Source organism: Sphingobium sp. YBL2 (assembly GCF_000943805.1).
Taxonomy (GTDB): domain Bacteria; phylum Pseudomonadota; class Alphaproteobacteria; order Sphingomonadales; family Sphingomonadaceae; genus Sphingobium; species Sphingobium fuliginis.
Genome location: NZ_CP010954.1, coordinates 4,343,710 through 4,368,578 on the forward strand (window position 1 = coordinate 4,343,710; position 24,869 = coordinate 4,368,578).

Here is a 24,869-nt window from a genome sequence, read left to right on the forward strand (position 1 = left end):
CGCCCAGCGGAGAGGAATGGAAAGCAATGGAAGCCTTTATTTACGATGCCGTCAGGACGCCCCGGGGCCGGGGCAAGGCCGACGGGTCACTGCACGAAATCACCCCGATCCAGCTGGCGACGCAGATGCTGCAGGCGGTGCGGGACCGGACGGAGATCGACACCGCCGATGTCGATGACGTCATACTGGGCTGCGTCAGCCCGGTGGGCGAACAGGGCGCGGACATCGCCCGCGTGGCGGTGCTGAACGCCGATTACGCCCAGACCGTGCCCGGCGTGCAGATCAACCGTTTCTGCGCTTCGGGGCTGGAGGCCGTGAACATGGCCGCCGCCAAGGTCTATTCCGGCGAAGCGGGCCTTGCCATCGGCGGCGGCGTCGAGTCGATGAGCCGCGTGCCCATGGCTTCGGACGGCGGCGCGTGGGCGATGGACCCGGCGGTCGCCTACAAGACCTATTTCGCGCCGCAGGGCATCGGCGCCGATGTGATCGCGACCAAGTTCGGGATCAGCCGCGACGATGTCGACGCTTATGCCGTCGAAAGCCAGCGGCGCGCCAAGGCCGCCTGGGACGAGAAGCGCTTCGCCAAATCCATCGTGCCGGTGAAGGACGTCATCGGATCGGTCGTCCTGGACCATGACGAGCATATGCGGCCCGACGCGACGATGCAGTCGCTCGCCAGCCTGAAGCCGAGCTTCGCCGCGCTGGGCGAGGAGATGCCGGGCTTCGACGCCATTGCCCTGCTCCGCTATCCCGAACTGGAGAAGGTCAACCATGTCCACCATGCCGGCAACAGCAGCGGCATCGTCGACGGCGCCGCCGCGGTGCTGGTCGGCAACAGGGAGATGGGCGAGAAATATGGGTTGAAGCCCCGCGCCCGGATCAAGGCGATGGCGTCCATCGGGTCGGAGCCGCTGATCATGTTGACAGGGCCTGAGTTCGTGGCGGGCAAGCTGCTCAATCGGGCGGGGATGAGCAAGGCCGACATCGACCTGTGGGAACTGAACGAGGCCTTTGCCAGCGTCGTCCTGCGCTACATGCAGGCGATGGACCTCGACCATGGGCAGATCAACGTCAATGGCGGCGCGATCGCCATGGGCCATCCGCTGGGCGCGACCGGGGCGATGGTGCTGGGCACGGCGCTGGACGAGCTGGAACGGACCGGCAAGGGCACCGCGCTCATCAACCTGTGCGTCGGCGCGGGCATGGGCACGGGCATCATCATCGAGCGCGTTTGAACAGTGGACCCGTTCGTCCTGAGTAGCCATTGAGCCCGTCGAAATGGCGTATCGAAGGATCAATGCTTCGATACGGGTCTTCGACAAGCTCAGCCCCTACTCAGCACGAACGGAGGTAGGAAAGGTTGCCCAAAATGCAGACCATCAATTTCGACATCGACGCCGACGGCATCGCCACCCTCACCATTGATGTTCCCGATCAGTCGATGAACGTCATCGGCCCGGATTTCCTGGCCGATCTGGACGCGGCGATCACGCGCATTTCCTCCGAGGAGGCGATCAAGGGCGCGGTCATCGCGTCGGGCAAGAGCAGCGGCTTCATGGCGGGCATGGACCTCAAATATTTCGGGTCGATGCTGGTCAGCGAGAATGGGAAACGCCCCTCCCCCGCCGCGATCTTCGACAAGGTTTTCGTGCTGAACCAGTTGTTCCGGCGGCTGGAGACCTGCGGCAAGCCGGTCGCCTGCGCCATCGAGGGCACCTGCGTCGGCGGCGGGTTCGAACTGGCGCTGGCCTGTCATCGCCGGATCGTCGGGGACAGCCCGAAGACGCAGTTGGGCCTGCCCGAAATCCTGATCGGCCTGTTCCCCGGCGGCGGCGGGTCGCAGCGCCTGCCGCGCATCATGGGGGTGCAGGCGTCGCTGATGTATATGTTGCAGGGCAAGCTGTTCCGTCCCGCCGACGCGGCGATGATGAAGGTGGTCGATCAGGTCGTGCCGCAGGGCACGGCGGTCGAAGCCGCGCGCGAATGGGTGAAGGCCAATCCCAACGCCTTCGTGCAGCCCTGGGACGTCAAGGGCTTCAAATTCCCCGGCGGCGCGGGCGGCTTCAATCCGGCCTTCGTCCAGACCATGGCGGGCGCCCTGCCGATGACGCTCAAGCAGACCCAGCGCAACATGAACGCGCCGATCGCGCTGCTTTCGGCGGTCTATGAGGGGGCTTTCCTGCCCATCGACCGGGCGATCCGGGTGGAGAGCAAATATTTCGCCAAGGTCGCGGCCGACCCGCAGGCGGCGAACATGATCCGCAGCCTGTTCGTCAACAAGCAGGCGGCCGAGCGCGGCGCAAGGCGGCCCAAGGACCAGCCCAAGGCGCCGACGAAGAAGCTGGCCATGCTGGGCGCGGGCATGATGGGCGCAGGGATAGCCACCGTGGCCGCGCAGGCGGGGATCGAGGTGGTGCTGTTCGACCGCGATCAGGCCTATGCCGAAAAGGGCAAGGCGCATGTCGAGGAGGTGCTGAAGAAGCGGCTGGGCCGGGGCATGACGCCGGAGAAGATGGCGGAGACGCTGGCCCGCGTGACGCCGACGACGGATTATGCCGCGCTGGCCGGAGCGGACTTCGTGATCGAGGCGGTGTTCGAGGATGTCGCGATCAAGGCCGAAGTGACCAAGAAGGTCGAGGAGGTGCTGGGCGCGGATACGATCTTCGGGTCGAACACCTCCACTTTGCCGATCACCAAGCTGGCGAAGGCGTGGAGCAAGCCGGAGAATTTCATCGGCATCCACTTCTTCTCGCCGGTCGAGAAGATGCCGCTGGTGGAGATCATCCTGGGCAAGGAAACCGGGCCGGCCGCCATCGCCAAGGCGCTGGATTTCGTGGCCCAGATCAGGAAGACGCCGATCGTCGTCAATGACTCGCGCGGCTTCTATACCTCGCGCTGCTTCGGCACCTATGTGCAGGAGGGCGTGGAGATGGTCGCGGAGGGGATCAATCCCGCGCTGATCGAAAATGCCGGGCGGCAACTGGGCATGCCGGTGGGGCCGCTGGCGGTGGGCGACGAGGTTTCCATCGAGCTGGGCCACAAGATCGTCGTCGCCGCGCAGAAGGAGCTGGGCGACGCCTATGTCGCGCAGCCGTCCGACGCGGTGATGGCGCGGATGGTCGAACTGGGGCGGCTGGGGCGGAAAAGCGCCAAGGGCTGGTATGACTATCCCGAGGGCGGGAAGAAGCATCTCTGGGCCGGTCTGGAGGAGATGTTCCCGCGCGCCGCCGTGCAGCCCGATGTCGAGGAAGTGAAGGAGCGGCTGCTCTACCGCCAGTTGATCGAATGCGCGCGCTGCTTCGAGGAAGGCGTGCTGGAGACGCCGGAGGATGGCGACATCGGGGCGATATTCGGCTGGGGCTTCGCGCCCTATACCGGCGGACCGTTCAGCCATATGGACACGGTCGGCATCGGCCATGTCGTCGCGGTGCTGGAGCGGCTGGCGGCGACGCATGGCGATCGCTTCGCGCCCACGGTCCAGTTGCAGGACATGGCGGCAAGCGGCGCGACTTTCTATCGCCCCGTTTCGTCCCGCGCCGCGGCATGAATGGGGTGGGAATCGTCACGAAGCTGATCTAGTCCTGACAGGCAAAGGGCTGTAACCTTCTCATTCGTCATGCTGGACTTGTTTCAGCATCCGTTTCGCCCTCGGCAAGACCTGAGTCCGGAGGCGCGATGGATGCTGAAACAGGTTCAGCATGACGGGGGAGAATGGCGGCGGCCCTGATCTATCGGGAGACCTTCATCTTATGAGCGAAAAGCCGACGGTTCTGGTCACGGGCGGGGCCGGCTATATTGGCAGCCATGCCGTATTGGCGTTGCACGACGCGGGCTATGGCGTCGTGGTGATCGACAATCTGGTGACGGGGTTCCGTTGGGCGGTGCCGGACGATGTGGCGTTCGTCGAGGGCGATATTTCCGATCAGCCGCTGGTGCAGAAGGCCCTGCGCGATCATGGCGTGAAGGCGGTGATGCACTTTGCCGGATCGGTGGTGGTGCCGGAATCGGTCGAGAACCCGCTCAAATATTATCATAACAACAGCGCCAAGACCCGCGACCTGATCGAGAGCGTCGTCACGGTCGGCGTGCCGCATTTCATCTTCTCCTCGACGGCGGCGACCTACGGCATTCCGGAGGAAAGCCCGGTCAGGGAGACGACGCCGCAGCGGCCGATCAATCCCTATGGCATGTCGAAGCTGATGACCGAATATATGCTGCGCGACGTCAGCGCGGCGCATGCGATGAACTTCTGCGCGCTGCGCTATTTCAACGTGGCGGGCGCCGATCCGGCCGGGCGGACGGGGCAGTCGACGGCGGGGGCGACGCATCTGATCAAGGTCGCGGTCGAGGCGGCCCTGGGCAAGCGGAGCCATGTTTCGGTGTTCGGGACCGATTTCGACACGCCGGACGGGACCGGGGTGCGCGACTATATCCATGTCACCGATCTGGCGGCGGCGCATGTGCTGGCGCTGGAGGCGCTGATGGCCAGGCCGGAGCAGAATTATCTGCTCAACTGCGGCTATGGCCGGGGCTTTTCCGTGCTGGAGGTGCTGGACGCGGTCGACCGGGTGACGAACCTGAAGATCGACCGGCGGATGGAGGGGCGGCGCGCGGGCGATCCGGATGCGCTCATTTCCGACAATCGGGCGATCATGGGGGAATTCCCATGGAAGCCGCTTTATGCCGATCTGGATCAGATCGTCACCCATGCCCTCGCCTGGGAGCGCAAGCTGACCGAGATACAGCAAAGGGGGAATGGAGGGGAATGAGCGCGGAGTCGGTCCGGGCCTTCTTCTCCGCCCATGCGCCGGATGTCGCCATCATCGACCAGGGGGTGAGCACCGCCACGGTCAATGAGGCGGCGGAGGCCCTGGGCGTGGTTCCGGCGCGGATCGCCAAGACGCTGTCGTTGCGGGTCGGGAACGAGGTCGCGCTGGTGGTGGCGCGGGGCGATGCGCGGCTGAACAACGGGAAGGCGAAGGCGGCGCTGGGCGCCAGGCCGCGCATGCTGGGGCTGGAGGAGGTGGAGGGACTGACCGGGCATCCGGTGGGGGGCGTATGTCCCTTTGGGCTGACCTCTCCCCTGCCCGTTTATTGCGATATTTCGCTGCGGGATTTCGAGACGGTGTTTCCGGCGGCGGGATCGCGGACGACTTCGGTGGAGTTGACGCCGGAGCGGCTGGCCGAGCTGACCGCCGCGCGATGGATCGACATCTGCACGATCCCTGAAGACAATCTGGCCGAAGAGAATTGAACGACATGCCTACCGAACATCTTTTCGTCGATGGCGCGCTGGCGGCGGCGGACATGGCGCGGCGGATCGCCACGGTGCTGGGGGATGCCATCGCGGCGCGGGGGGTGGCGACGATCGCGCTGTCGGGCGGGCGGTCGCCAAGGCCCGTGCTGGAGGCTTTGTCGGGGATGGCGCTCGACTGGAGCAAGGTGATCGTGACGCTGGTCGACGAGCGCTGGGTGGCGCCGGACCATGCGGACAGCAATGAGCGGCTGGTGCGCGAGACTTTGTTGCAGGGGAAGGCCGGGGCGGCGCGGTTCGTGCCGATGAAGAATGAGGCGGCGGACGCCTATGCCGGGCAGGCAGAGTGCGAGGCGGCGTTCGCGGCCCTGCCCTGGCCGCTCGACATCGTGCTGTTGGGGATGGGGGAGGATGGGCATACCGCTTCGCTGTTTCCGGGGGCGAAGGAACTGGCGGAGGGGCTTTCCACCCATGCCCTGACGATCGCGGTCACGCCGCCCGCTGCGCCGCATCAGCGCATGTCGATGAGCGCCCGGGCGATCCTTGCGAGCCGGCATATCTTCCTCCAGATCGGCGGGGCGGCGAAGAAGGCGGTCTATGACCGGGCCTTGGCGGGGGGGCCGGTGGAGGAACTGCCCGTCCGGGTGGCGCTGTGCCAGCATGCGGTTTCGGTGGAGGTTTGGATTTCGGAATAGGTTCAGTCGCGCGGCTTGTGCCTGGAGATGAGATAGCGCCAGACGCCGACGAGATTGATCAGGAGCAGCGCGATATTCTGGAAGCCTATGCCTTCGCTGTCTTCCGACAGAAAACCCCAGCCGATCAGGGCGATGGAGGATGTCACGAAGAGGACGAAAGCCCAGCCCGTGATGCGGCGGCCGAGATTGAGGGAGACGATGAAAGCGGCGATGGTGGCGGCGCCTGCGCCATAATATTGCAGCGCGTCGAGCATGGTTTCGTTCATCCATCGCCAACGCGGCAATTGTGACAAGGTTGCGGCGCGGGTAAGAGGCGACGCATGGTTGCCAATATCGATCCTTTTCACGCCATCGCCATCAGCCGGGAAGCCCACAGGCTGGAGGCCGAGGGGCGATCCATCCTGCATATGGAATTCGGGCAACCGTCCACGGGGGCGCCCTCTGCTGCGATTATGGAAGCGCATGCCGTGCTGGATCGCGACCCCATGGGCTATTGGGAAAGTCCGGCGCTGAAGGAGCGGATCGCGCTCCATTATCGGGAGCGCTATGGCGTGGCCGTGGAAGCGGAGCAGATATTGCTCACCTGCGGCGCTTCGCCGGGGCTGGTGCTGGCGCTGACCAGCCTGTTCGCGCCCGGAGCGCGGGTGGCGACGGCGCGGCCGGGCTATGTCGCCTATCGCAATACGTTGAAGGCGCTCTATCTGGAGCCGCTGGAGGTCGATTGCGGGCCGGCGGAGCGTTACCAGATCGGCGCGGCGGCGCTGAAGGCCCTGGAACCCGCGCCGGATGGGGCGATCATCGCCAGCCCGGCCAATCCCACAGGGACCATCATTCCCGCCGAGGAGATGGCGCGCATCGCGGAGGTTTGCCGGGTGCGGGGCATTCGCATCGTCTCCGACGAGATTTACCACGGGCTCAGCTATGGCGAACCGGCGCGGTCGATGCTGGAATTCGCGCCGGACGCCATCGTCGTGAACAGCTTCTCCAAATATTTTTCCATGGCCGGGTGGCGGCTGGGCTGGGTGGTGTTTCCGCCCGGCCTGATCGAAACCGCTCGGGCGCGGATGGGCAATCTGTTCCTGACGCCGCCTTCCCTGGCGCAGCATGCGGGGTTGAAGGCGTTCGACTGCATCGATGAGCTGGAGGGGCATGTCGCCACCTATCGGCGCAACCGGGAGTTGCTGCTGGCCGCCCTGCCCGCGCTGGGGTTGAAGGAGATCGCGCCGCCGGACGGGGCCTTCTACATCTATGCGGATGTGGGGCATCTGACCAATGACAGCCTGTCCTTCTGTCAGAGGCTGCTCCGCGAAACGGGTGTGGCGACGGCGCCGGGGATCGATTTCGATCCGGTCGACGGGCACCGGCATATCCGCTTCAGTTTCGCGGTTTCCACCGATCGGGTGGAGGATGCCATCGCCCGGATGATCCCCTGGTTCAACGCGCAGGGCGGCGGGGCAAGGGATTGATCCATTCCGGCTGGATCGGCAAATTCCTCTGGTATCTTAAATATTTGCGGTTAATCGCTGGGGTGCGACCCGAAGCTTTTACCCTGTAAAAGCTCGCCTGCCCGGCAGCCATGCTGCCGGGCTTTTTAGTGCATGGCCATGTCTGGAAAGAGGGCATCGAACCCGGCGGGGTTCGCAAGGGCGAACCGAACGGCTGCCCGAGCTTATGCGAGGATAGCCAAGGCCGCGGATGCGGCCGCCCGGCGCTTGAGGCAAAATAAGATGGTGCGGGCGGTCGGAATCGAACCGACACTCCTTTCGGAACCGGATTTTGAGTCCGGCGCGTCTACCAGTTTCACCACGCCCGCATGCCCTTCAGCCGCGTTCCGGACGGAGGATGATTCCATCTTCCGCCAAAAACGCCAGGGTGGAGCGCCAATGGCAAAATCGGCGGCCAGCGTCCAGCCAAAAATCGACGCTTTCATCCTCTCGCGGTTGCGGGATGGGCCCCACAGGGATAGCCTGCTTGCGTAACGAGTGCCGCTGGGTATAAGGGCGGCTTCGTGCAGACCTGATAACACTAACGGAAAAGGGACAACCTTTGACCGAACCGTCTGCCACGTTCCTGTTGTTCGGCGCCACCGGCGACCTGGCGCACAGGATGATCTTTCCCTCGCTCTACAATCTGCTGGCCGATGGCCTGCTGCCGGAGGATTTCCTGATCATCGCGTCAGGGCGTTCCGAATTCACCGACGAGCAGTTTCGCGCGGACATCGACAAGGCGCTGCGGAAATTCCTGGCCGCAGACCGTTATGACGCGGACATCGCGGAGCGGCTGCGCGACATCATCGTCTATCAGCCGGTGGAGGCGGGCAACGCCGCCCAGTTCAGGGCGCTGGCGGAACGGCTGGACGGGCGACTCGACAAGGGCGTGTCCGTCTATCTCTCCACGCCCCCTTCCCTCTTCGCGCCGACCGCCCAGGGGCTGGCCGAGGCGGGGCTGATCACGCCGAAGACGCGAATCGCGATGGAAAAGCCGATCGGCAAGGATCTGGCCTCTTCCAAAGAGGTCAATGACGGCATCGGCGCGCTGTTCGCGGAGGAGCAGATTTTCCGCGTCGACCATTATCTGGGCAAGGAAACGGTCCAGAACCTGCTCGCCCTGCGCTTCGGCAATGTGATGTTCGAACCGCTGTGGAACGCCACCGCCATCGATCATGTGCAGATCACCGTGGCCGAGACGGTGGGCCTGGAAGGCCGGGTTTCCTATTATGACGGCGTCGGCGCGCTGCGCGACATGGTGCAGAACCACGTCCTCCAGATCCTGTCGATCATCGCCATGGAGCCGCCCGCGCGGATGGACCCGACCGCCGTGCGCGACGAGAAGGTGAAGGCGCTCCGTTCGCTGCGCCCGATGACGGCCGAGACGGTGAAGACGCATAGCGTGCGCGGGCAATATACGCCCGGCGCGGTCGGCGGGCAGATCGTCACCGGCTATGCCGACGAACTGGGCAGGCCGTCCGACACCGAGACCTTCGTGGCGCTGAAGGCCCATATCGACAACTGGCGCTGGCAGGGCGTGCCCTTCTACCTGCGCACCGGCAAGCGCATGCCGACGCGCCAGTCGGAAATCCTGATCCAGTTCAAGCCGGTGCGCCATTCGATCTTCGGACGCAATGGCGGGTCGGGTCTGGAGCCGAATACGCTCATCATCCGGTTGCAGCCGGAGGAATATATCCGCCTGCTCATCATGAGCAAAAGGCCGGGGCTGGAGCGCGAGGTGCATCTGGAGGAGGTGACGCTGGACGTGTCGCTGACCGCCGCCTTCGCCGGGCAGCGCCGCCGGATCGCCTATGAACGGCTGATCCTGGACCTGCTGGCGGGCGACGCCACCCTGTTCGTGCGCCGGGACGAGGTCGAGGCGCAATGGACCTGGATCGATTCGATCATCGACGGGTGGAAGGAGGCCGGGGTGAAGCCATCCTCCTATTCTTCCGGGAACTGGGGGCCATCCTCAGCCATTGCCCTTATCGAACGAGACGGAGCGAGCTGGAATGACTGACCTTCATCCGGTGATCGAAAAGGTCACCGAACGCATCGTGAAGCGCAGCGCGGCTTCGCGCCTCAAATATCTGAGCCTGATCGAGCGCGGGCGGGACGCGGGCACCAACCGCGCCCAGCTTTCATGCGGGAACCTGGCCCATGGCTTTGCCGCGAGCGGCGAAGACAAGGCTGTCATCCGCACCGGCGCGGCAATGAATTTCGGCATCGTCACCGCCTATAACGACATGCTGTCGGCGCATCAGCCCTATGGCCGCTATCCCGAGCAGATCAAGCTGGCGGCGCGGGAGGTGGGCTGCACCGCTCAGGTCGCGGGCGGCGTTCCGGCGATGTGCGACGGCGTGACCCAGGGGCAGGCGGGCATGGACCTGTCGCTCTTTTCCCGCGACACCATCGCGCTGGGCACCGCCATCGCCCTGTCCCACGCCATGTTCGAGGGCGCGCTGCTGCTGGGCATCTGCGACAAGATCGTGCCGGGGCTGCTGATCGGGGCGCTGCGTTTCGGGCATCTGCCGACCATATTGATCCCCGCCGGGCCGATGCCGTCCGGCCTCGCCAACAAGGAAAAGGTGCGCATCCGCCAGCTCTATGCCGAAGGCAAGGTCGGCCGGGAGGAACTGCTGGAGTCCGAAAGCGCCAGCTATCACGGCGCAGGGACCTGCACCTTCTATGGCACGGCCAATTCGAACCAGATGATGATGGAGATGATGGGGCTCCACATGCCCGCCGCCTCCTTCGTGCATCCGGGCACGAGGCTTCGGCAGGAACTGACGCGGGCGGCGGTGCATCAATTGTCGCGCATCGGCTGGGACAGGGACGGACAACCCAATGACGATTATCGGCCGCTGGGGCATTGCGTGGATGAAAAGGCGATCGTCAACGCCATCATCGGCCTGATGGCGACCGGCGGATCGACCAACCATGCGATCCATCTGCCGGCCATCGCCCGGGCGGCGGGGATCGTCGTCGACTGGACCGATTTCGCGGAAATTTCCGATGTCGTGCCGCTGCTGGCGCGGGTCTATCCCAATGGATCGGGCGATGTGAACAATTTCCATGCGGCAGGCGGCATCAGCTATGTGATCCGCGAACTGCTCGGCAACGGGCTGCTGCATGGCGACATCCTCACCGTCGCGCGGCAGGGACTGGCCGATTATGGCAAGGAACCGGTGCTGGAGAATGACGCGCTGGCCTGGAAGGATGTGCCCGAATCGCGGGACCTGTCGATCCTCCGGCCGGTGTCCGACGCCTTCAATCCCGACGGCGGGATGCGATTGCTGGCCGGCAATCTTGGCCGCTGCGTCATGAAGGTGAGCGCGGTCGACCGGGAGCGCTGGACCATCGAAGCGCCCGCGGCGGTCTTCCACGATCAGGACGATGTGCTGCGCGCCTTCAAGGCCGGCGAACTGGAGCGCGATGTCGTGGTCGTGGTGCGGTTCCAGGGACCAAGGGCGAACGGCATGCCCGAACTGCACAAGCTGACCCCGGCGCTGGGCGTGTTGCAGGATCGCGGCTTCCGCGTCGCGCTGGTGACGGACGGGCGCATGTCCGGCGCATCGGGCAAGGTGCCCGCGGCGATCCACCTGTCGCCGGAAGCGTTGGGAGGCGGCCCCATCGCCAAGCTGCGCGACGGCGACATGGTGCGGGTCTGCGCGGAGACGGGCCTGATCGAAGCGCTGGTCGACGCGGCGGAATGGGACGGCCGCGACACGCCCGCGCCGCCCCCCGCCCCCTATGATACGGGCCGCGAGCTGTTCGCGCTGTTCCGCCATCATAGCGATCTGGCGGAAAGCGGCGCATCGCCCATTCTGGCGGCCATGGAAACCGAAGTTTAGAACCGAAACATTCCCGTCCGCCCAAGATTTTCGGAGGAGCGCTTTTCCTGAGGAAGAGTGAAGGACTTCGACAGGCTCGGCCCGGACGGGAGGAGAGTAGCATGACCGAGATCATCGCAGCCGACATTGGCGGCACAAACGCCCGCTTCGCCCGTGCCAGACTGAATGCGCGCAATGTGCCCACGCTGGGCAAGGTGCGCAAATATAAGGTGGCCGATTATCCGACCCTCCAGGCCTGCTGGGCGGCCTTCGTCAAGGATGAGGGCGGCCATCTGCCCACATCCGCCTCCATCGCCTTTGCCACCGCGATCGGGCGCGAAGTCATCAAGCTCACCAACAGCGCATGGGTCATCCGGCCCGATACGCTGGACGAGGAACTGGGCCTCAGGCATCTGCGGCTGGTCAATGATTTCGAGGCGGTCGCCCATGCCGTGGCGCGCCTGCCGAAGGAGAATCTGCCGCTGCTGTTCGGGGAGGACAGGCCCTTTCCGCGCGACGGCGGGGTGACGATATTGGGACCGGGCACCGGGCTGGGCGTGGCGATGATCGCCTTCGACGATGGCGAGCCGCATGTGATCGCGACGGAGGGGGGGCATCTGGACTTCGCGCCGCTGGACCCGCTGGAAGAGAAGATCCTCGCCTATCTGCGCGACAAATTCCTGCGCGTGTCGACCGAGCGCATCGTATCGGGACCGGGGCTCAACAACATCTACAAGGCGATGGCGACCATCGGCCATGATCGGGTCGTGCTGATGGAGGATGCCGAGCTTTGGCAGGCCGCCATCGACGGGACCGACGAATTTGCGCGCAGGGCGCTGGCGCGGTTCTGCATGTCCTACGGTTCGGTCGCGGGCGACCTGGCGCTGGCGCAGGGACCGCATACGGTGGTGCTGGCGGGCGGCCTGACCCAGCGGATGAAGGACATATTGCCGCAATGCGGTTTCCACCAGCGCTTCACCGCCAAGGGACGGTTCGAAAGCCTGATGAAGTCGGTGCCGATCCGGCTGGCCCTGCATGACGAAATCGGGCTGTACGGCGCCGCCGCGGCCTTTCGGGAGAAGAAATGATGGCGTTGAGCGTTGAACAGGTGGTGGAACTGGCCCCGGTGATCCCGGTACTGGTGGTGGACCGGGTCGAGGATGCGCTGCCGATCGCGCGGGCGCTGGTGAAGGGCGGGCTTCCTGCATTGGAAGTGACGCTTCGGACGCCGGCGGCGCTGGACGTGATCAGGGAGATGGCGAAGGTCGAGGGCGCCGTCGTCGGAGCGGGCACGGTGCTGAACCCGGCGCAACTGGACGCCGCGATGGAGGCGGGGGCGCGCTTCATCGTCAGCCCCGGCCTGACCGAGCCGCTGGGCAGGGCCGCGATCGCCGCGGGCATTCCCTTCCTGCCGGGCACGGCGACGGCGGGCGACATCATGCGCGGGCTGGACATGGGGCTGTCGCACTTCAAATTCTTCCCGGCGGAGACTTCGGGCGGGCTGCCCGCGCTGAAGGCCCTGGCCGCGCCGCTGCACATGGCGCGCTTCTGCCCGACCGGCGGGATCACGGCGGAAAGCGCGCCCAGATGGCTGGCGGAACCCGTCGTCAAATGCGTCGGCGGAAGCTGGGTCGTGCCCAAGGGGCCGGTCGATCCGGCGAAGATAGAGGCGCTTGCACGGGAAGCCGCCGCGCTGCCACGCTGAACTTGCCTCCCGGCGCGGCTCATCCTAGATGCGAAGCATGAATCCGCGTCGGCTGCTTCCTTCCCTGGCCCTGTTCCTGTCCGGTTGCGCCAGCACCTTTCAGGGCTATCCGTCCCTCGCCAAGCGGGCGATCGAGGACGCCCCCATCGCGGAGGCGGCGCCCGCGCCCTCCCCCGTCGCGCCCGAACCGGAGCTGGTCCAGAATGTCGACCGGCTGACGGCGCAGGCTCAGGCGGGCGGCACGGCATTCGACAAGGCCTGGCCGGCGGCGGACAGGGCGACGCGGGCAGCATCCGGCGCGGCGGTCTCCAGCGAGGCCTGGGTGGCGGCGCAGACGGCGCTCAGCGCATTGGAATCGGCGCGCAACGACAGCGTATCGGCGCTGGCGAGCCTGGACGTGCTCTTTGTCGAGCGCAGCAACGCGGCGGCCGAGGGGAAGGCCAGCGGCGGGATCGAGGCGATCGATGCGGCGCGGGCTTCCGCGCTGGCGATTGTCGATGGGCAGAACGACCGGCTGGACGTGCTCAAGGGGCGTCTGGCGCAGCCCTGATCCGCCTGCAGCCCTGCCGATTCAATCGGGCGAAAGCGCCGCCTTCACCGCGCCCTTGTGCGCCTTTCCATTATGGACATAATGGTCGACGCCCTCCCGCATGTCGATCAGCACTTCGTCCGACAGGTCGCGCATATATTTGGCGGGGCGGCCGGCCCAAAGCTGCCTGTGAGGCACCGTCTTCCCCGGAGAAAGCAGGGCCCCGGCCGCGAGCATGGCGTCGCTTTCCACCGTCCCGCCGCTCATGACGATGGCGCCCAGCCCCACGAAGGCGCGGTCCTTCAATATGCAGCCATGGACCATCGCAAGATGTCCGATCAGCACGTCTTCCCCGATGATCGTGGGCCAGCCTTCGGACGGGCGACCGTCGATATGGTCGCCGGGGCTGTCGCAATGCACGATCGAGCCGTCCTGGATATTGGTGCGGGCGCCGATATGGATGAAGTTCACGTCCGCCCGGATCACGCAATTATACCAGATGCTGACGTCCGGGCCGATCTCCACATCCCCGATGATGCGGCATCCCGGCGCGATGAAGGCGCTGGGGTGGATCTTCGGCGTCTTGCCGTTGAAGGGGATGATGGAGACTTCGGGATGATCGGTCATGTTCAGGCTCCCAGCAGCCGCGCCGCATGGAGCGCATGATAGGTGAGGACGCCCGAGCAGCCTGCCCGCTTGAACGCCAGCAGCGTTTCCAGCACCAGCGCGTCGCGCTCCCCCGCCCCCGCGGCGGCGGCGGCCTCCAGCATCGCATATTCGCCCGACACCTGATAGGCGAAGACGGGCACTTCGAACCGGTCCTTCACCCGGGCGATGATGTCGAGATAGGGCAGGCCCGGCTTCACCATCACGCTGTCGGCGCCTTCGGCAATGTCCAGCGCGACTTCGCGCAGCGCTTCCTCGCTGTTGGCGGGGTCCATCTGATAGGTCTTCTTGTTGCCCTTCAGCAGCCCGCTCGATCCGACCGCATCGCGGAACGGGCCGTAGAAGGCGCTCGCATATTTGGCGGCATAGGCCATGATCTGCACATTGGCATGGCCTTCCTGCTCCAGCGCCTCGCGGATGGCGCCGACGCGGCCATCCATCATGTCGCTGGGGGCGATGATGTCCGCGCCCGCCGCCGCCTGGTTCAGGGACTGGCCGATCAGCACGTCGATGGTCGCGTCGTTGACGACATAGCCCGCCTCGTCCAGCAGGCCGTCCTGGCCGTGCGCCGTATAGGGATCGAGCGCCACGTCGGTCAGGATGCCGATGTCGGGCACCGCATCCTTGATGGCGCGGATGGCGCGGCACATCAGGTTATCGGGATTGAGCGCCTCAGCACCGTCATCGCTGCGGCGGTCGGCCTGCGTATTGGGGAAAAGCGCGAGGCAGGGAATGCCCGCCGCCTGCGCTTCCCTCGCACGCTCCACCATCAGGTCCACCGACCAGCGCGACACGCCGGGAAGGGAGCCGATCGGTTCCTCCACTTGCCTGCCCTCCGTGACGAACAGCGGCCAGATGAAGTCGCTGGGCGTGAGGCGGGTTTCGGCGTGCAACGCCCGGCTCCAGGCCGAGGCGCGGGTGCGGCGCAGACGAAGCGCCGGATAGGAGGCATGGGTCATGGCCGGGGGTTTAGGCCCCTGCCCTCGCCGGATCAAGCAGGAGGGGACGCTATTTGGCGAAGCGGCGGAAGAAGCTGTCCTCGTTCCAGGCCGGGCGCTGCGGCGCATTGGCGACGCGCAGCGTGACGGCGGCGACATAGTCGTTGAGCTTCACCGATTCGGCCGGCATCACCGGCTGGTTCGCGTCGTCCCTGGGCGAATGGTAGATGTTGGCGCGCCAGGCCCTTTCGACCGTCGCCTCCGGCGTGCCCGCCTTGAAGCCATATTTGAAGAACAGCGCGGGGATGCCCGCCCGGATGAAGCTGTACTGGTCCGACCGGATGAAGACGTTGCGGTCCGGGAAGGGATCGGGCGTGATCGGCAGGTTCATCGCCGCGCTCACCGCTTCAGCATCCTTGCCAAGGCTGCTCTGGTCATAGCCGATCGGCGTCACGCTGGTCAGCGGGAAGATCGGCAGGGCCATGTCGAAATTGAGGTCGGCCACCATCGCCCTTTGCGGCACGGTCGGACGGCGCGCGAAATAGCTGGACCCGAGCAGCCCCTTCTCCTCCGCCGTGACGATGGCGAAGAGGATCGACCGCCGGGGCTTCACCTTCCCGTTGCGCAGGGTCCGGGCGATTTCCAGCAGGCTCGCCACGCCCGATGCATTATCGAGCGCCCCATTGTAGATCGCGTCCCCGTCGATCGGCGTGCCCACCCCATAGCCGTCGAGATGCGCGGACAGGACGACATATTCCCTGCTGAGCTGCGGGTCCGTCCCGGGCATGAGCGCGATGATGTTGGGCGAGGTCAAATCGGCGCGCCTCGCCGCCACCTTCGCGTCCAGCCGCTGGGCGAGCGGGAAGGACGGCACCGGGCCGGAACTGTCGGCGGCGGCGGCGATCTGCGCGAAATCATGGCCCGATCCGGCAAAGAGCAGCGCGGATTTGGCCGGGTCGAACTGGGCGTTGAGGAAGGGGGTCGCCGTATCCCGCAGGGCGGGGTCGCGGAAGAACAGGGCCGGCTGGCTGGCCAGCGCCATGCGCCGGTCCCACGGAATTTCAACCTGTTTCGGCGTCACGAGCTGGATCAGTCCAAGCGCGCCCTGCTTCGCCAGCCACGCCGCCCGCTCCGATCGGGCATGGGACTTCAGCGCGCCGGAGAGGGTCGCCGGTCCGCCCGAGACGACCACCACGATCCTGCCCTTGAGGTCCAGCCCGGCGAAATCGTCATGCCCCGCCTCCGGCAGGTGCAGGCCGTAGCCGGCGAAGACCAGCGGGGCGCCGACGGTTTCCGGAGCGGGGCCGCCGCCCCCTGAGAAGATGATGTCGGCGGGCGCCGCCAGCGCGGCATGGCCGCCCGGCCCCGTCAGCGAAGCGCTGCTCTGCTGCGACAGGATCACCTGCTCGACGAAGGCGACGGGCTGTTTATAGCCGTCGGTCCCGGCCGGCTTCAGCCCAAGCGCCCGAAGCTGTCCGATCACATAATCAGCCGCCCTGTCATAGCCCGGCTTGCCCGTTCCCCGCCCTTCATAGCCATCGTCGGCAAGGGTGCGGACATGCTTCCACCAGGCTTCGCCCCGGTCGTCGGGCGCAGCCGGGGCCGCGATGCTGATCGAAGCCAGGAGGAGTCCGGAAATCCATTTGCGCATCAGCCACATGCCCCTTTTGAAAACCTGACGATCTTGCCTGATCCGGTGCGACGAACAAGGGGGCTTGGAACCGCTACGGCCCATCCCTATCAGGATCGGCAAAAGACTGGGAGATCGTCATGCCGCTGCCCCGTTCGCTCGCCCTGCCGGTCGCCATCATGCTATGGGCCGCCCCGGCGGCGGCGGCGACGCGCGGGTTCACCATCACCAGTTTCGACGCCATTCGCGTGGATGCGCCGGTGGAGGTGACGATCACCACCGGCGCGGGTGCTTCGGCGCGGGCGGATGGCGATCAGGCGGTGCTGGACCGGCTGAAGGTGGACGTATCCGGCCGCCTGCTTGCGGTGACGGTGGAGCGGGCGCGGCCCGGCGAGAAATCGGGCGGGCGGGCGGTGCTGCGGCTGTCGACCGGCGACCTCAGCCGCGTGGTGCTGACCGGCGGCGGATCGGTGTCGGTCAGCCGGATGAAGGGTCTGCGCGGTGAGATCGTGCTGGGCGGCAATGGCGATGTCAGCGTGGCGGCGGTGGATCTGGACCAGCTGAGCCTGGGAGTGGCCGGAGCCGGACGGGCGAACCTGTCCGGCCGGGCGGGCGTCGCGACCATCCGCGTCACCGGCCCCGGAGCGGTGATGGCGGAAGGCCTGCGGGTGCGGCAGGCCGCGGTGGCGAATGACGGTCCGGGAAATGTGGCGGTGACGGCAGAGGTTTCGGCCCGGGTTTCCGCATCCGGATCGGGCGATGTGACGGTGGCGGGGAAGGCCGCCTGCAGCGTCGACAATCGGGGGACGGGGCGGATCAGTTGCGGTGGGGAAGCCTATTAGGCGATGTGGATGAGTTCGGGATGCCGGGGGGTGGCCAGTGTAAGACCATCCTTCTCCCTTGAGGGAGAAGGATGGGAAGCCCTGGCGGCGGAGGAACCTAAGGCTGATCTGGATGAGGGGGAGCGGGCCTGCGGTCCGCGCGATCCGTTGGATCGCACCCCCTCATCCAGCTACGACTAGGCAGCAAGCTGCCAAGTCTGCGCAGCCCTCTCCCTCAAGGGAGAGGGATGAAGCGAGTGTACGCTTCCCGCCCAAATCAACTGGTCCGGGGAGTCCCGAATTTGTCCGCGCTGCCCAATGCATCGGCTGCGTGGCGGGAAACGATCAGGGTTAGGCAAGTCTTTACTTCGCATGCGTTACGACGGCCCGGATATGGACTGCCGGATTAACTGATGCCTCGCCTCCTTGCCATTCTCCTTCTTTTCCTGTCGGTGGCCCCGCAACCCGCGGCGGCGCAGGTGGCCGTGGCCGACAGCGGCGATACGGCATGGATGATGCTGTGCGGTCTGCTGGTGTTGCTGGCGGCGCTGCCGGGACTCGCGCTGCGTCATGCCGGTCTGGTCCATGTGCGCAACGCCCTGTCGATCGGCGTGCAGGGGCTGGTGGTGGCCGCCGGGGTTTCGCTGCTCTGGGCCCTTGTCGGCTACAGCCTGGCCTATGCGCCGGGGAGCGGGTGGCTGGGCGGCCGGGCGCATCTGTTGCTGGCCGATCTGGGCGCGCTGCGTGACGGGCTGACCGTGCCGGAATCCACCTTCGTGCTGTTCCAGATGGCCCTTGCGATCCTTGCCGCCGGCCTGCTGCCGGGCGCTGTGGCGGAAAGGGTGCGCCTGGGGTGGATGGCGGTGTTTGCGTTGCTCTGGCTGCTGCTGGTCTATGCGCCGGTCGTCCATTGGGTCTGGGGCGGCGGATGGCTCGCCAATCTGGGCGTCATGGATTTCGCGGGCGCGCTGGTCGTTCATTTGAGCGCGGGATTTTCCGCGCTCGCGCTGGTGCTGGTCGTGGGCAGGCGGCGCAGCGTTTCTGCCGGACATGCGCCGGTGCTGGGCGTATCAGGCGGGCTGCTGCTGTGGATCGGCTGGGCAGGCATAGTGGGCGGATGGTCCTTCGGCGCGACGGACAATGCCACGACCGCCATTCTGAACGGCCATTTCGCCGCCTGCGCAGGCCTCTTCGGATGGATGCTGGTGGAACGGATCGACAAGGGGCATGTCACCGCCAATGGGCTGGTTTCGGGCGCATTGGCCGGACTGGTGGCGATCTCCGCCTCCGGCGCTCTGGTGGGGCCGGGCGGCGCGATGGCCATCGGGCTGATCGCCGCCGTCATCTGCCGACTGGCAAAGGGATTATTGGGCGACCGCATCGACGACGCGGCGGATATTTTCGTGATCCACGGACTGGGCGGGCTGACGGGCGCGCTGTTGCTGCTTCCCTTCGTGCTGCCCGCGCTGGGCGGCGTCGGCTTCGCGGCGGGGATCAGCCTTGCCGGCGCCTTCTTGGCGCAGTGCATCGGCATCGCGGCGGTGGCGCTCTGGGCGATGGCGGGAGCGGCGATCATCGCGCTGATGCTGTCGGTCGTGACGCCCGCCCGGATCGGCGCGCGGGAAGAAGCGGAGGGGCTGGACATCGCCCGCCATGGACAGCAGGGCTGGGATTTCCGCTAGGCATGGGCGTCGCGGTCGGCATATTCGCGCATCAGGAGGAACGGCGGATCGGGCGTTGCCTTTCATCGCTGCCGCTAGACCGGGCCGACACCGTCTTCCATGTGCTGGTGAACGGATCGACCGATGCCACGGCAGGACGGGCGCGCGAAGCGGCCGGAGGACGGACGAATGTCATCGTCCACGATCTGGCCGCCGGGGGCAAGGCGCGCACCTGGAACCATTTCGTCCACCGCCTGCTGACCGGCGGAGAAGATGCCGTGATCTTCATGGATGGCGATGCGGAGATCCTTGCCGGGTCGATCGATGCGCTGGTATCGGACCTCGCGGCGCGGCCGGAGGCGAACGCGGCGGCGGGGATGCCGATGAACGGGCGGTCCGCGGACCCCTATCGCCGGACCCTGCGGGAGGAACGGGGATTGTTCGGCGATCTCTACGCCCTGTCGGGGCGCTTCGTGGGAGATATCCGGCTCAGGGGCTTGCGGCTGCCCGAGGACCTGATCGGAGACGACGGTTTGGTGGCGGCATGGGCGCATACCGACCTGGGGCGCGATGCCGACTGGCGGCGGGAGCGGGTCCTGGCCTGCGAGGATGCCGGCTTTCGCTGTGAGGCGGTCAGCCTGTTGCGGCCCACCACCCTGCGCATGCAATATCGGCGGATGATCAATTATTCGGTGCGCTTTTTCCAGAACCGGATCATTTCCGACATCATGGGCCGGGATGGCGTGGACGGGCTGCCGGTGCGGATGGATGCGGTTTATGGGGAATGGTTGCCGCGCTTTGCGCCGCGCGCGCTGCCCGTGGGATGGTTCGACCGGAAGGCGTTGGCGCGCATGCGGGATTTTGCGCGGGGGAAGTAGAGCGTCGCTCCGAGCTTGGCTTAACGTGCTCCTGTGGGCACGTCGGGGACAGAAAAGGGCCGGAGAGGACACCCCCCTCCGGCCCCTTTTCGAAGATGGCGGATGCCCCCTTAACGGTCGCGGGCCGCCAGTTCCTTGTTGATGTAGAGCGCCACCATCGTCGCCACCGCACCCGACAGCAGGTAGATGCCCGAGGCGGCCAGGCCGAATTTCACGGACAGCAACAGGGCCACCAGCGGCGCGAAGCCGGCGCCGACCAGCCAGGCCAGGTCCGACGTCAGGGCCGACCCGGTATAGCGCGCCTCGGTCGCGAAATTCGACGCGACGACGCCGGACGACTGGCCGAAAGCCAGCCCCAGCAGCATGAAGCCCAGGATCATGAAGGCGACCTCTCCCAGATCGCCGCCGTTCAGCAGCAGCGGCGCCATGATGCTGAAGATCGCGATGCCGAGCGCCGACCATGCCAACAGGGAGCGGCGGCCGATCTGGTCCGCGATGAAGCCGGAAACGACGATGGCCAGCAGGCCCACGGACGCGCCGATCATCTCGATGATCAGGAAGCGTTCCAGCGGCTGGTTGGTGAACAGCGCGACCCAGCTCAGCGGGAACACGGTGACCATGTGGAACAGCGCGAAGCTCGCCAGCGGAGCGAAGGCGCCGATGATGATGTTGCGCCCTTCCGCCTTGACCGTCGGCAGGATTTCGGACGGCTGAAGGTCCTTCTGCTCGAACAGGCGTTCGAATTCATGCGTCACCACGATGCGCAGCCGGGCGAACAGCGCGACGACGTTGATCGCGAAGGCCACGAAGAAGGGATAGCGCCAGCCCCAGTCGAGGAAGTCCGCACGCGACAGCGTCAGCAGGAAGAAGGCGAACAGCCCGCTCGCCACCAGCAGGGCCAGCGGCGCGCCGAGTTGCGGCACCATGGCGTACCAGCCGCGCTGATGCTGCGGCGCGTTGAGCGACAGCAGCGACGCCAGCCCGTCCCATGTGCCGCCCAGCGCCATGCCCTGCGCCGCGCGCAAGATGATCAGGACTAACGCAGCATAATGGCCAATCGTCGCATAACCGGGCATGAAGGCGATGGACGCGGTCGAGCCGCCGAGCAGGAACAGCGCGACGGTCAGCTTCGTTCCGCGCCCGTAGCGGCGATCGATGGCCATGAAGATCAGCGAACCGATGGGCCGCGTGATGAAGGCGACGGCGAAGACCGCGAAGGAATAGAGCGTGCCGGTCAGGGCATCCACATAGGGGAACACAAGGCTCGGGAACACGATGACCGAGGCGATGGCGTAAACGAAGAAATCGAAGAATTCGGAGGTGCGACCAATGATCACACCAATGGAAATATCACCCGGCGCGATCTTGTGGTCCCGCGCATTGATCAGGCGCGCATCATCCTCCAGCGATCGGGAGGTGAAGGTCATGGCCTGTGAACTCATAGGCATCCGCTCCTTGGCTAAGCCACCGGAACCCTCTTCTGTTCTGCCGGCGGCCACGGATAGGCAACATAGCAGAAAACCCGCAGAGTCTAAGCAGTATCCCACCGCTGAAGCATTTTTTGCATCTGCGCACAATGGGACAAATTGCCCACTGTTCGACTCCCTGCGGAAGCGGTAGGCGGCCCCCATGCCACACCCCATCCCCCTCGACCGGACCCGGATTTTCCGCTGGTCCGCTCCGATTCTGGCGCTGCCGCTGACGGCCTGCGACTGGGTCGTGATGAACCCGTCGGGCGATATTGCGGTGCAGCAGCGCGACCTGATCCTGATCTCGACCGCGCTGATGCTCCTCATCGTCGTTCCCGTCATGGCGCTCGTCGTCTTCTTCGCCTGGCGCTACCGCGCGGCGAACAAGGCCGCGGACAAGGATTATGACCCGGACTGGGACCATTCCACCAAGCTGGAACTGCTGATCTGGTCCGCGCCGCTGCTGATCATCATCTGCCTTGGCGCGCTGACCTGGGTCAGCACGCACAAGCTCGATCCCTATCGGCCGCTCGACCGCATCGACGCCAGGACGGCGATCGATCCCAGGGTGAAGCCGCTGACGGTCGAGGTCGTGGCGCTCGACTGGAAATGGCTGTTCATCTATCCCGAACTGGGCATCGCGACGGTCAACGAGCTGGCGCTACCGGTCAATGTGCCGGTGCGGTTCGACATCACCGCCTCTACCGTGATGAACAGCTTCTACGTGCCTGAACTCGCCGGCCAGATCTATGCCATGCCCGGCATGAAGACCCAGTTGCACGCCGTCGCCAACCGGCCGGTGGCGGGCACCGGCATTTCCGCCAACTATTCGGGCGCGGGCTTCACCCACATGCGCTTCGCCTACCGGGCGCTGGACAGGGCCGGGTTCGATGCCTGGGCAGCCGGGGTGAAGGCCAGCCGCGCCCATCTCGATCGCGACGTCTATCTGACCCTGGCCAAGCCCAGCGAAAAGGCGCCGGTCGCCTATTTCTCCGCCGTCGATCCCAAGCTGTTCGATGCCGTGGTCAATCTGTGCCCCCGGCCCGGCCAGCGCTGCATGGGCGAGCTGATGCACGTCAACATGATGGGCGGCGCGGGCAAGGAATCGGCGCGCGACACCAAAGGTCTGCGCTACGACTTCCCCGACAGCCATGTGATCGAACAGTCGGACCGGAACAGGGGGCAGGAGACTGCTCCCGACGCACCGGCCGCGGACGGCGCGAAGGGCGCCGCGCAGGCGCCGGGCGATCACTCTTCCCACAGCGGCGCTGACGCGCACGCGCAGCATCGGTAAGGCCCATGACTGGCACAATGACAACCGCACAGATGATCTTCGGTCGTCTGACATGGGACAGCTTCCCATGGCATGAGCCCATCGTCGTCGCGACCTTCGTCGCGGTGGTGCTGGGCGGCGCCGCCCTTGTCGCGGCGCTCACCTGGTTCCGGCTCTGGGGCTATCTCTGGAAGGAATGGTTCACCAGCGTCGATCACAAGAAGATCGGCATCATGTACATGGTGCTGGGCCTCATCATGTTCCTGCGCGGATTTGCCGACGCGATCATGATGCGCATCCAGCAGGCCTGGGCCTTCAACGGTTCCGAAGGCTATCTGAACGCCCATCATTATGACCAGGTGTTCACCGCGCACGGGGTCATCATGATCTTCTTCGTGGCGATGCCGTTCATCACCGGCCTGATGAACTACATCGTGCCGCTCCAGATCGGGGCGCGCGACGTCAGCTTTCCCTTCCTCAACAATTTCTCCTTCTGGATGACGACAGGCGGCGCCGTGCTGGTCATGATGTCGCTGTTCCTGGGCGAGTTCGCGCAGACCGGCTGGCTTGCCTATCCGCCGCTGTCAGGGCTTGCCTACAGTCCCGCGACAGGCGTCGATTATTATATCTGGGCGTTGCAGGTGGCGGGCGTCGGCACGACATTGTCCGGCATCAACCTGATCGCGACCATCGTGAAGATGCGCGCGCCGGGCATGTCGCTCATGAAGATGCCGGTGTTCACCTGGACCTCGCTCTGCGCGAACGTCCTGATCGTCGCCTCCTTCCCGATCCTGACCGCCACGCTCGTCCTGCTGTCGCTCGACCGCTATGCCGGCACCGCCTTCTTCACCAATGATTTCGGCGGCAATCCGATGATGTACGTCAACCTCATCTGGATCTGGGGCCATCCGGAGGTCTATATCCTCATCCTGCCGCTGTTCGGCGTCTTCTCCGAAGTGGTCTCCACCTTCTGCGGCAAGCGCCTGTTCGGCTACACCTCCATGGTCTATGCGACCTGCACCATCATGGTGCTGTCCTACCTGGTGTGGCTGCACCACTTCTTCACCATGGGTTCGGGCGCCAGCGTCAACAGCTTCTTCGGCATCACGACGATGATCATCTCGATCCCGACGGGCGCCAAGCTGTTCAACTGGCTGTTCACCATGTATCGCGGCAAGATCCGTTTCGAGCTGCCGATGATGTGGGCCGTCGCCTTCATGCTGACCTTCACGGTGGGAGGCATGACCGGCGTGCTGCTGGCGGTTCCGCCCGCGGACTTCGTGCTGCACAACTCGCTGTTCCTGATCGCCCATTTCCATAATGTGATCATCGGCGGCGTGCTGTTCGGCCTGTTCGCGGCGATCAACTACTGGTGGCCCAAGGCCTTCGGCTTCAGGCTGAACGTCTTTTGGGGCAAGGTCAGCTTCTGGTGCTGGAACATCGGCTTCTGGCTGGCTTTCGGTCCGCTCTACGTGCTCGGCCTGATGGGCGTCACGCGCCGCCTGCGGGTGCTGGACGATCCGTCGCTGCAACCCTGGTTCGTCATCGCGGCGATCGGCGCCGCCATCATCGCCATCGGCATCGGCGCCATGCTGATCCAGTTCGCGGTGTCCATCTGGAAGCGCGACGAGCTTCGCGATCCGACCGGCGACCCCTGGGACGGCCGTACCCTGGAATGGGCGACCAGCTCGCCCCCGCCGGAGTATAATTTCGCCTTCACCCCCGTGGTGTACGATGGCGACACCTGGGCGGACATGAAGAAGAACGGCTATCAGCGTCCGCTGAGCGGCTACAGGCCGATCCACATGCCGAGCAGCACGGGCGCGGGCGTGATCCTGGCCGGGCTGGCGACGCTGTGCGGCTTTGCGCTCATCTGGTACATCTGGTGGCTTGCGGGGCTGAGCTTCATCGGCATCGTCGCCGTCGCCATCGGCCACACCTTCAACTACAAGCGCGACTTCTACATCCCTGCGGAGGATGTGACGCGCACCGAGGAAGAGCGCACGCAAATCCTCGCGGCGGGAGTCTGA

General features: G+C 65.7%; 21 protein-coding genes and 1 tRNA gene. 16 read left to right on the top strand and 6 right to left on the bottom strand.

The window, feature by feature from the left end:
* The first annotated feature begins 26 nt into the window (after nucleotides 1-26).
* From TZ53_RS19955 to pgl, 5 genes are all read left to right on the top strand, one after another.
* Nucleotides 27-1,235, top strand: a complete 1,209-nt coding sequence (locus TZ53_RS19955) for an acetyl-CoA C-acetyltransferase (protein ID WP_044662468.1) — start codon at nucleotides 27-29, stop codon at nucleotides 1,233-1,235.
* Between the two features lie 134 nt (nucleotides 1,236-1,369).
* Nucleotides 1,370-3,547, top strand: coding sequence for a 3-hydroxyacyl-CoA dehydrogenase NAD-binding domain-containing protein (locus TZ53_RS19960; protein ID WP_044662469.1), 2,178 nt, complete (start codon nucleotides 1,370-1,372; stop codon nucleotides 3,545-3,547).
* 202 nt (nucleotides 3,548-3,749) lie between these two features.
* Nucleotides 3,750-4,769, top strand: a complete 1,020-nt coding sequence (gene galE / locus TZ53_RS19965) for a UDP-glucose 4-epimerase GalE (protein ID WP_044662470.1) — start codon at nucleotides 3,750-3,752, stop codon at nucleotides 4,767-4,769.
* Complete coding sequence (locus TZ53_RS19970) at nucleotides 4,766-5,254, top strand: YbaK/EbsC family protein (protein WP_044662471.1); 489 nt, start codon at nucleotides 4,766-4,768, stop codon at nucleotides 5,252-5,254. The genes galE and TZ53_RS19970 overlap by 4 nt, the downstream gene beginning before the upstream one ends.
* A gap of 5 nt (nucleotides 5,255-5,259) precedes the next feature.
* Nucleotides 5,260-5,949 (top strand): 6-phosphogluconolactonase, encoded by a 690-nt coding sequence (gene pgl / locus TZ53_RS19975; protein WP_044662472.1) that lies wholly within the window; start codon nucleotides 5,260-5,262, stop codon nucleotides 5,947-5,949.
* Between the two features lie 2 nt (nucleotides 5,950-5,951).
* On the opposite strand, the gene TZ53_RS19980 is transcribed toward pgl, so the two are convergent.
* The gene (locus TZ53_RS19980) at nucleotides 5,952-6,215 is read right to left on the bottom strand and encodes a hypothetical protein (RefSeq protein ID WP_025550982.1); all 264 of its coding nucleotides are present in this window, start codon (nucleotides 6,213-6,215) and stop codon (nucleotides 5,952-5,954) included.
* Nucleotides 6,216-6,269: 54 nt separating this feature from the next.
* Between TZ53_RS19980 and TZ53_RS19985 the strand changes: the two genes are divergently transcribed.
* Nucleotides 6,270-7,415 carry an aminotransferase class I/II-fold pyridoxal phosphate-dependent enzyme gene (locus tag TZ53_RS19985; protein ID WP_044662473.1) on the top strand — a complete coding sequence of 382 codons (1,146 nt, stop codon included), beginning with the start codon at nucleotides 6,270-6,272 and terminating at the stop codon, nucleotides 7,413-7,415.
* A gap of 262 nt (nucleotides 7,416-7,677) precedes the next feature.
* Here TZ53_RS19985 and TZ53_RS19990 read toward each other — a convergent pair.
* Nucleotides 7,678-7,762: transfer RNA gene (locus tag TZ53_RS19990), tRNA-Leu, on the bottom strand.
* A gap of 233 nt (nucleotides 7,763-7,995) precedes the next feature.
* Between TZ53_RS19990 and zwf the strand changes: the two genes are divergently transcribed.
* The 5 genes from zwf to TZ53_RS20015 all read left to right on the top strand — a co-directional run bounded on the left by zwf (nucleotide 7,996) and on the right by TZ53_RS20015 (nucleotide 13,524).
* Nucleotides 7,996-9,456, top strand: coding sequence for a glucose-6-phosphate dehydrogenase (gene zwf / locus TZ53_RS19995; RefSeq protein ID WP_044662474.1), 1,461 nt, complete (start codon nucleotides 7,996-7,998; stop codon nucleotides 9,454-9,456).
* A complete protein-coding gene (gene edd, locus TZ53_RS20000) occupies nucleotides 9,449-11,290 on the top strand; it encodes a phosphogluconate dehydratase (protein ID WP_044662475.1) in 1,842 nt (613 codons plus the stop codon). Before zwf ends, edd begins: the two co-directional genes overlap by 8 nt.
* A gap of 101 nt (nucleotides 11,291-11,391) precedes the next feature.
* Complete coding sequence (gene glk, locus TZ53_RS20005; protein ID WP_044662476.1) at nucleotides 11,392-12,357, top strand: glucokinase; 966 nt, start codon at nucleotides 11,392-11,394, stop codon at nucleotides 12,355-12,357.
* Nucleotides 12,357-12,974 (top strand): bifunctional 4-hydroxy-2-oxoglutarate aldolase/2-dehydro-3-deoxy-phosphogluconate aldolase, encoded by a 618-nt coding sequence (eda, locus tag TZ53_RS20010; RefSeq protein ID WP_044662477.1) that lies wholly within the window; start codon nucleotides 12,357-12,359, stop codon nucleotides 12,972-12,974. The genes glk and eda overlap by 1 nt, the downstream gene beginning before the upstream one ends.
* Nucleotides 12,975-13,011: 37 nt before the next feature.
* Complete coding sequence (locus tag TZ53_RS20015; protein ID WP_025551382.1) at nucleotides 13,012-13,524, top strand: hypothetical protein; 513 nt, start codon at nucleotides 13,012-13,014, stop codon at nucleotides 13,522-13,524.
* 21 nt (nucleotides 13,525-13,545) lie between these two features.
* Here TZ53_RS20015 and TZ53_RS20020 read toward each other — a convergent pair whose 3' ends face one another.
* Genes TZ53_RS20020 through TZ53_RS20030 form a run of 3 tightly spaced genes read right to left on the bottom strand, consistent with a single transcriptional unit; the run spans nucleotide 13,546 to nucleotide 16,758 of the window.
* Nucleotides 13,546-14,130, bottom strand: coding sequence for a gamma carbonic anhydrase family protein (locus TZ53_RS20020; RefSeq protein ID WP_025551384.1), 585 nt, complete (start codon nucleotides 14,128-14,130; stop codon nucleotides 13,546-13,548).
* A gap of 2 nt (nucleotides 14,131-14,132) precedes the next feature.
* Nucleotides 14,133-15,128 carry a porphobilinogen synthase gene (hemB, locus tag TZ53_RS20025; protein ID WP_025551386.1) on the bottom strand — a complete coding sequence of 332 codons (996 nt, stop codon included), beginning with the start codon at nucleotides 15,126-15,128 and terminating at the stop codon, nucleotides 14,133-14,135.
* A gap of 49 nt (nucleotides 15,129-15,177) precedes the next feature.
* Nucleotides 15,178-16,758, bottom strand: coding sequence for a M28 family metallopeptidase (locus TZ53_RS20030; RefSeq protein ID WP_044663171.1), 1,581 nt, complete (start codon nucleotides 16,756-16,758; stop codon nucleotides 15,178-15,180).
* Nucleotides 16,759-16,877: 119 nt separating this feature from the next.
* Between TZ53_RS20030 and TZ53_RS20035 the strand changes: the two genes are divergently transcribed.
* The 3 genes from TZ53_RS20035 (at nucleotide 16,878) to TZ53_RS20045 (ending at nucleotide 20,097) form a co-directional block, all read left to right on the top strand.
* The gene (locus TZ53_RS20035) at nucleotides 16,878-17,579 is read left to right on the top strand and encodes a GIN domain-containing protein (protein ID WP_044662478.1); all 702 of its coding nucleotides are present in this window, start codon (nucleotides 16,878-16,880) and stop codon (nucleotides 17,577-17,579) included.
* A 392-nt stretch (nucleotides 17,580-17,971) separates the two neighbouring features.
* Nucleotides 17,972-19,240: an ammonium transporter gene (locus TZ53_RS20040; protein WP_044662479.1), complete on the top strand. Its 1,269-nt coding sequence runs from the start codon at nucleotides 17,972-17,974 to the stop codon at nucleotides 19,238-19,240.
* A 2-nt stretch (nucleotides 19,241-19,242) separates the two neighbouring features.
* Entirely contained in the window at nucleotides 19,243-20,097 is an 855-nt protein-coding gene (locus tag TZ53_RS20045; RefSeq protein ID WP_044662480.1) for a glycosyltransferase, read from the top strand.
* Nucleotides 20,098-20,207: 110 nt separating this feature from the next.
* On the opposite strand, the gene TZ53_RS20050 is transcribed toward TZ53_RS20045, so the two are convergent.
* Nucleotides 20,208-21,539: an MFS transporter gene (locus TZ53_RS20050; RefSeq protein ID WP_044662481.1), complete on the bottom strand. Its 1,332-nt coding sequence runs from the start codon at nucleotides 21,537-21,539 to the stop codon at nucleotides 20,208-20,210.
* A gap of 187 nt (nucleotides 21,540-21,726) precedes the next feature.
* Here TZ53_RS20050 and cyoA point away from each other — a divergent pair, with 187 nt between their 5' ends.
* The gene (gene cyoA, locus TZ53_RS20055) at nucleotides 21,727-22,860 is read left to right on the top strand and encodes a ubiquinol oxidase subunit II (protein WP_044662482.1); all 1,134 of its coding nucleotides are present in this window, start codon (nucleotides 21,727-21,729) and stop codon (nucleotides 22,858-22,860) included.
* Between the two features lie 5 nt (nucleotides 22,861-22,865).
* Nucleotides 22,866-24,869 (top strand): cytochrome o ubiquinol oxidase subunit I, encoded by a 2,004-nt coding sequence (gene cyoB / locus TZ53_RS20060; RefSeq protein WP_044662483.1) that lies wholly within the window; start codon nucleotides 22,866-22,868, stop codon nucleotides 24,867-24,869.

Bases quoted from the DNA above. Each gene is read 5' to 3' on its own strand.
- TZ53_RS19955 (WP_044662468.1), top strand. From the start codon at position 27: ATGGAAGCCTTTATTTACGATGCCGTCAGGACGCCCCGGGGCCGGGGC.
- TZ53_RS19960 (WP_044662469.1), top strand. From the start codon at position 1,370: ATGCAGACCATCAATTTCGACATCGACGCCGACGGCATCGCCACCCTC.
- galE (WP_044662470.1), top strand. From the start codon at position 3,750: ATGAGCGAAAAGCCGACGGTTCTGGTCACGGGCGGGGCCGGCTATATT.
- TZ53_RS19970 (WP_044662471.1), top strand. From the start codon at position 4,766: ATGAGCGCGGAGTCGGTCCGGGCCTTCTTCTCCGCCCATGCGCCGGAT.
- pgl (WP_044662472.1), top strand. From the start codon at position 5,260: ATGCCTACCGAACATCTTTTCGTCGATGGCGCGCTGGCGGCGGCGGAC.
- TZ53_RS19980 (WP_025550982.1), bottom strand. From the start codon at position 6,215: ATGAACGAAACCATGCTCGACGCGCTGCAATATTATGGCGCAGGCGCC.
- TZ53_RS19985 (WP_044662473.1), top strand. From the start codon at position 6,270: ATGGTTGCCAATATCGATCCTTTTCACGCCATCGCCATCAGCCGGGAA.
- edd (WP_044662475.1), top strand. From the start codon at position 9,449: ATGACTGACCTTCATCCGGTGATCGAAAAGGTCACCGAACGCATCGTG.
- glk (WP_044662476.1), top strand. From the start codon at position 11,392: ATGACCGAGATCATCGCAGCCGACATTGGCGGCACAAACGCCCGCTTC.
- eda (WP_044662477.1), top strand. From the start codon at position 12,357: ATGGCGTTGAGCGTTGAACAGGTGGTGGAACTGGCCCCGGTGATCCCG.
- TZ53_RS20015 (WP_025551382.1), top strand. From the start codon at position 13,012: ATGAATCCGCGTCGGCTGCTTCCTTCCCTGGCCCTGTTCCTGTCCGGT.
- TZ53_RS20020 (WP_025551384.1), bottom strand. From the start codon at position 14,130: ATGACCGATCATCCCGAAGTCTCCATCATCCCCTTCAACGGCAAGACG.
- hemB (WP_025551386.1), bottom strand. From the start codon at position 15,128: ATGACCCATGCCTCCTATCCGGCGCTTCGTCTGCGCCGCACCCGCGCC.
- TZ53_RS20030 (WP_044663171.1), bottom strand. From the start codon at position 16,758: ATGCGCAAATGGATTTCCGGACTCCTCCTGGCTTCGATCAGCATCGCG.
- TZ53_RS20035 (WP_044662478.1), top strand. From the start codon at position 16,878: ATGCCGCTGCCCCGTTCGCTCGCCCTGCCGGTCGCCATCATGCTATGG.
- TZ53_RS20040 (WP_044662479.1), top strand. From the start codon at position 17,972: ATGCCTCGCCTCCTTGCCATTCTCCTTCTTTTCCTGTCGGTGGCCCCG.
- TZ53_RS20045 (WP_044662480.1), top strand. From the start codon at position 19,243: ATGGGCGTCGCGGTCGGCATATTCGCGCATCAGGAGGAACGGCGGATC.
- TZ53_RS20050 (WP_044662481.1), bottom strand. From the start codon at position 21,539: ATGAGTTCACAGGCCATGACCTTCACCTCCCGATCGCTGGAGGATGAT.
- cyoA (WP_044662482.1), top strand. From the start codon at position 21,727: ATGCCACACCCCATCCCCCTCGACCGGACCCGGATTTTCCGCTGGTCC.
- cyoB (WP_044662483.1), top strand. From the start codon at position 22,866: ATGACTGGCACAATGACAACCGCACAGATGATCTTCGGTCGTCTGACA.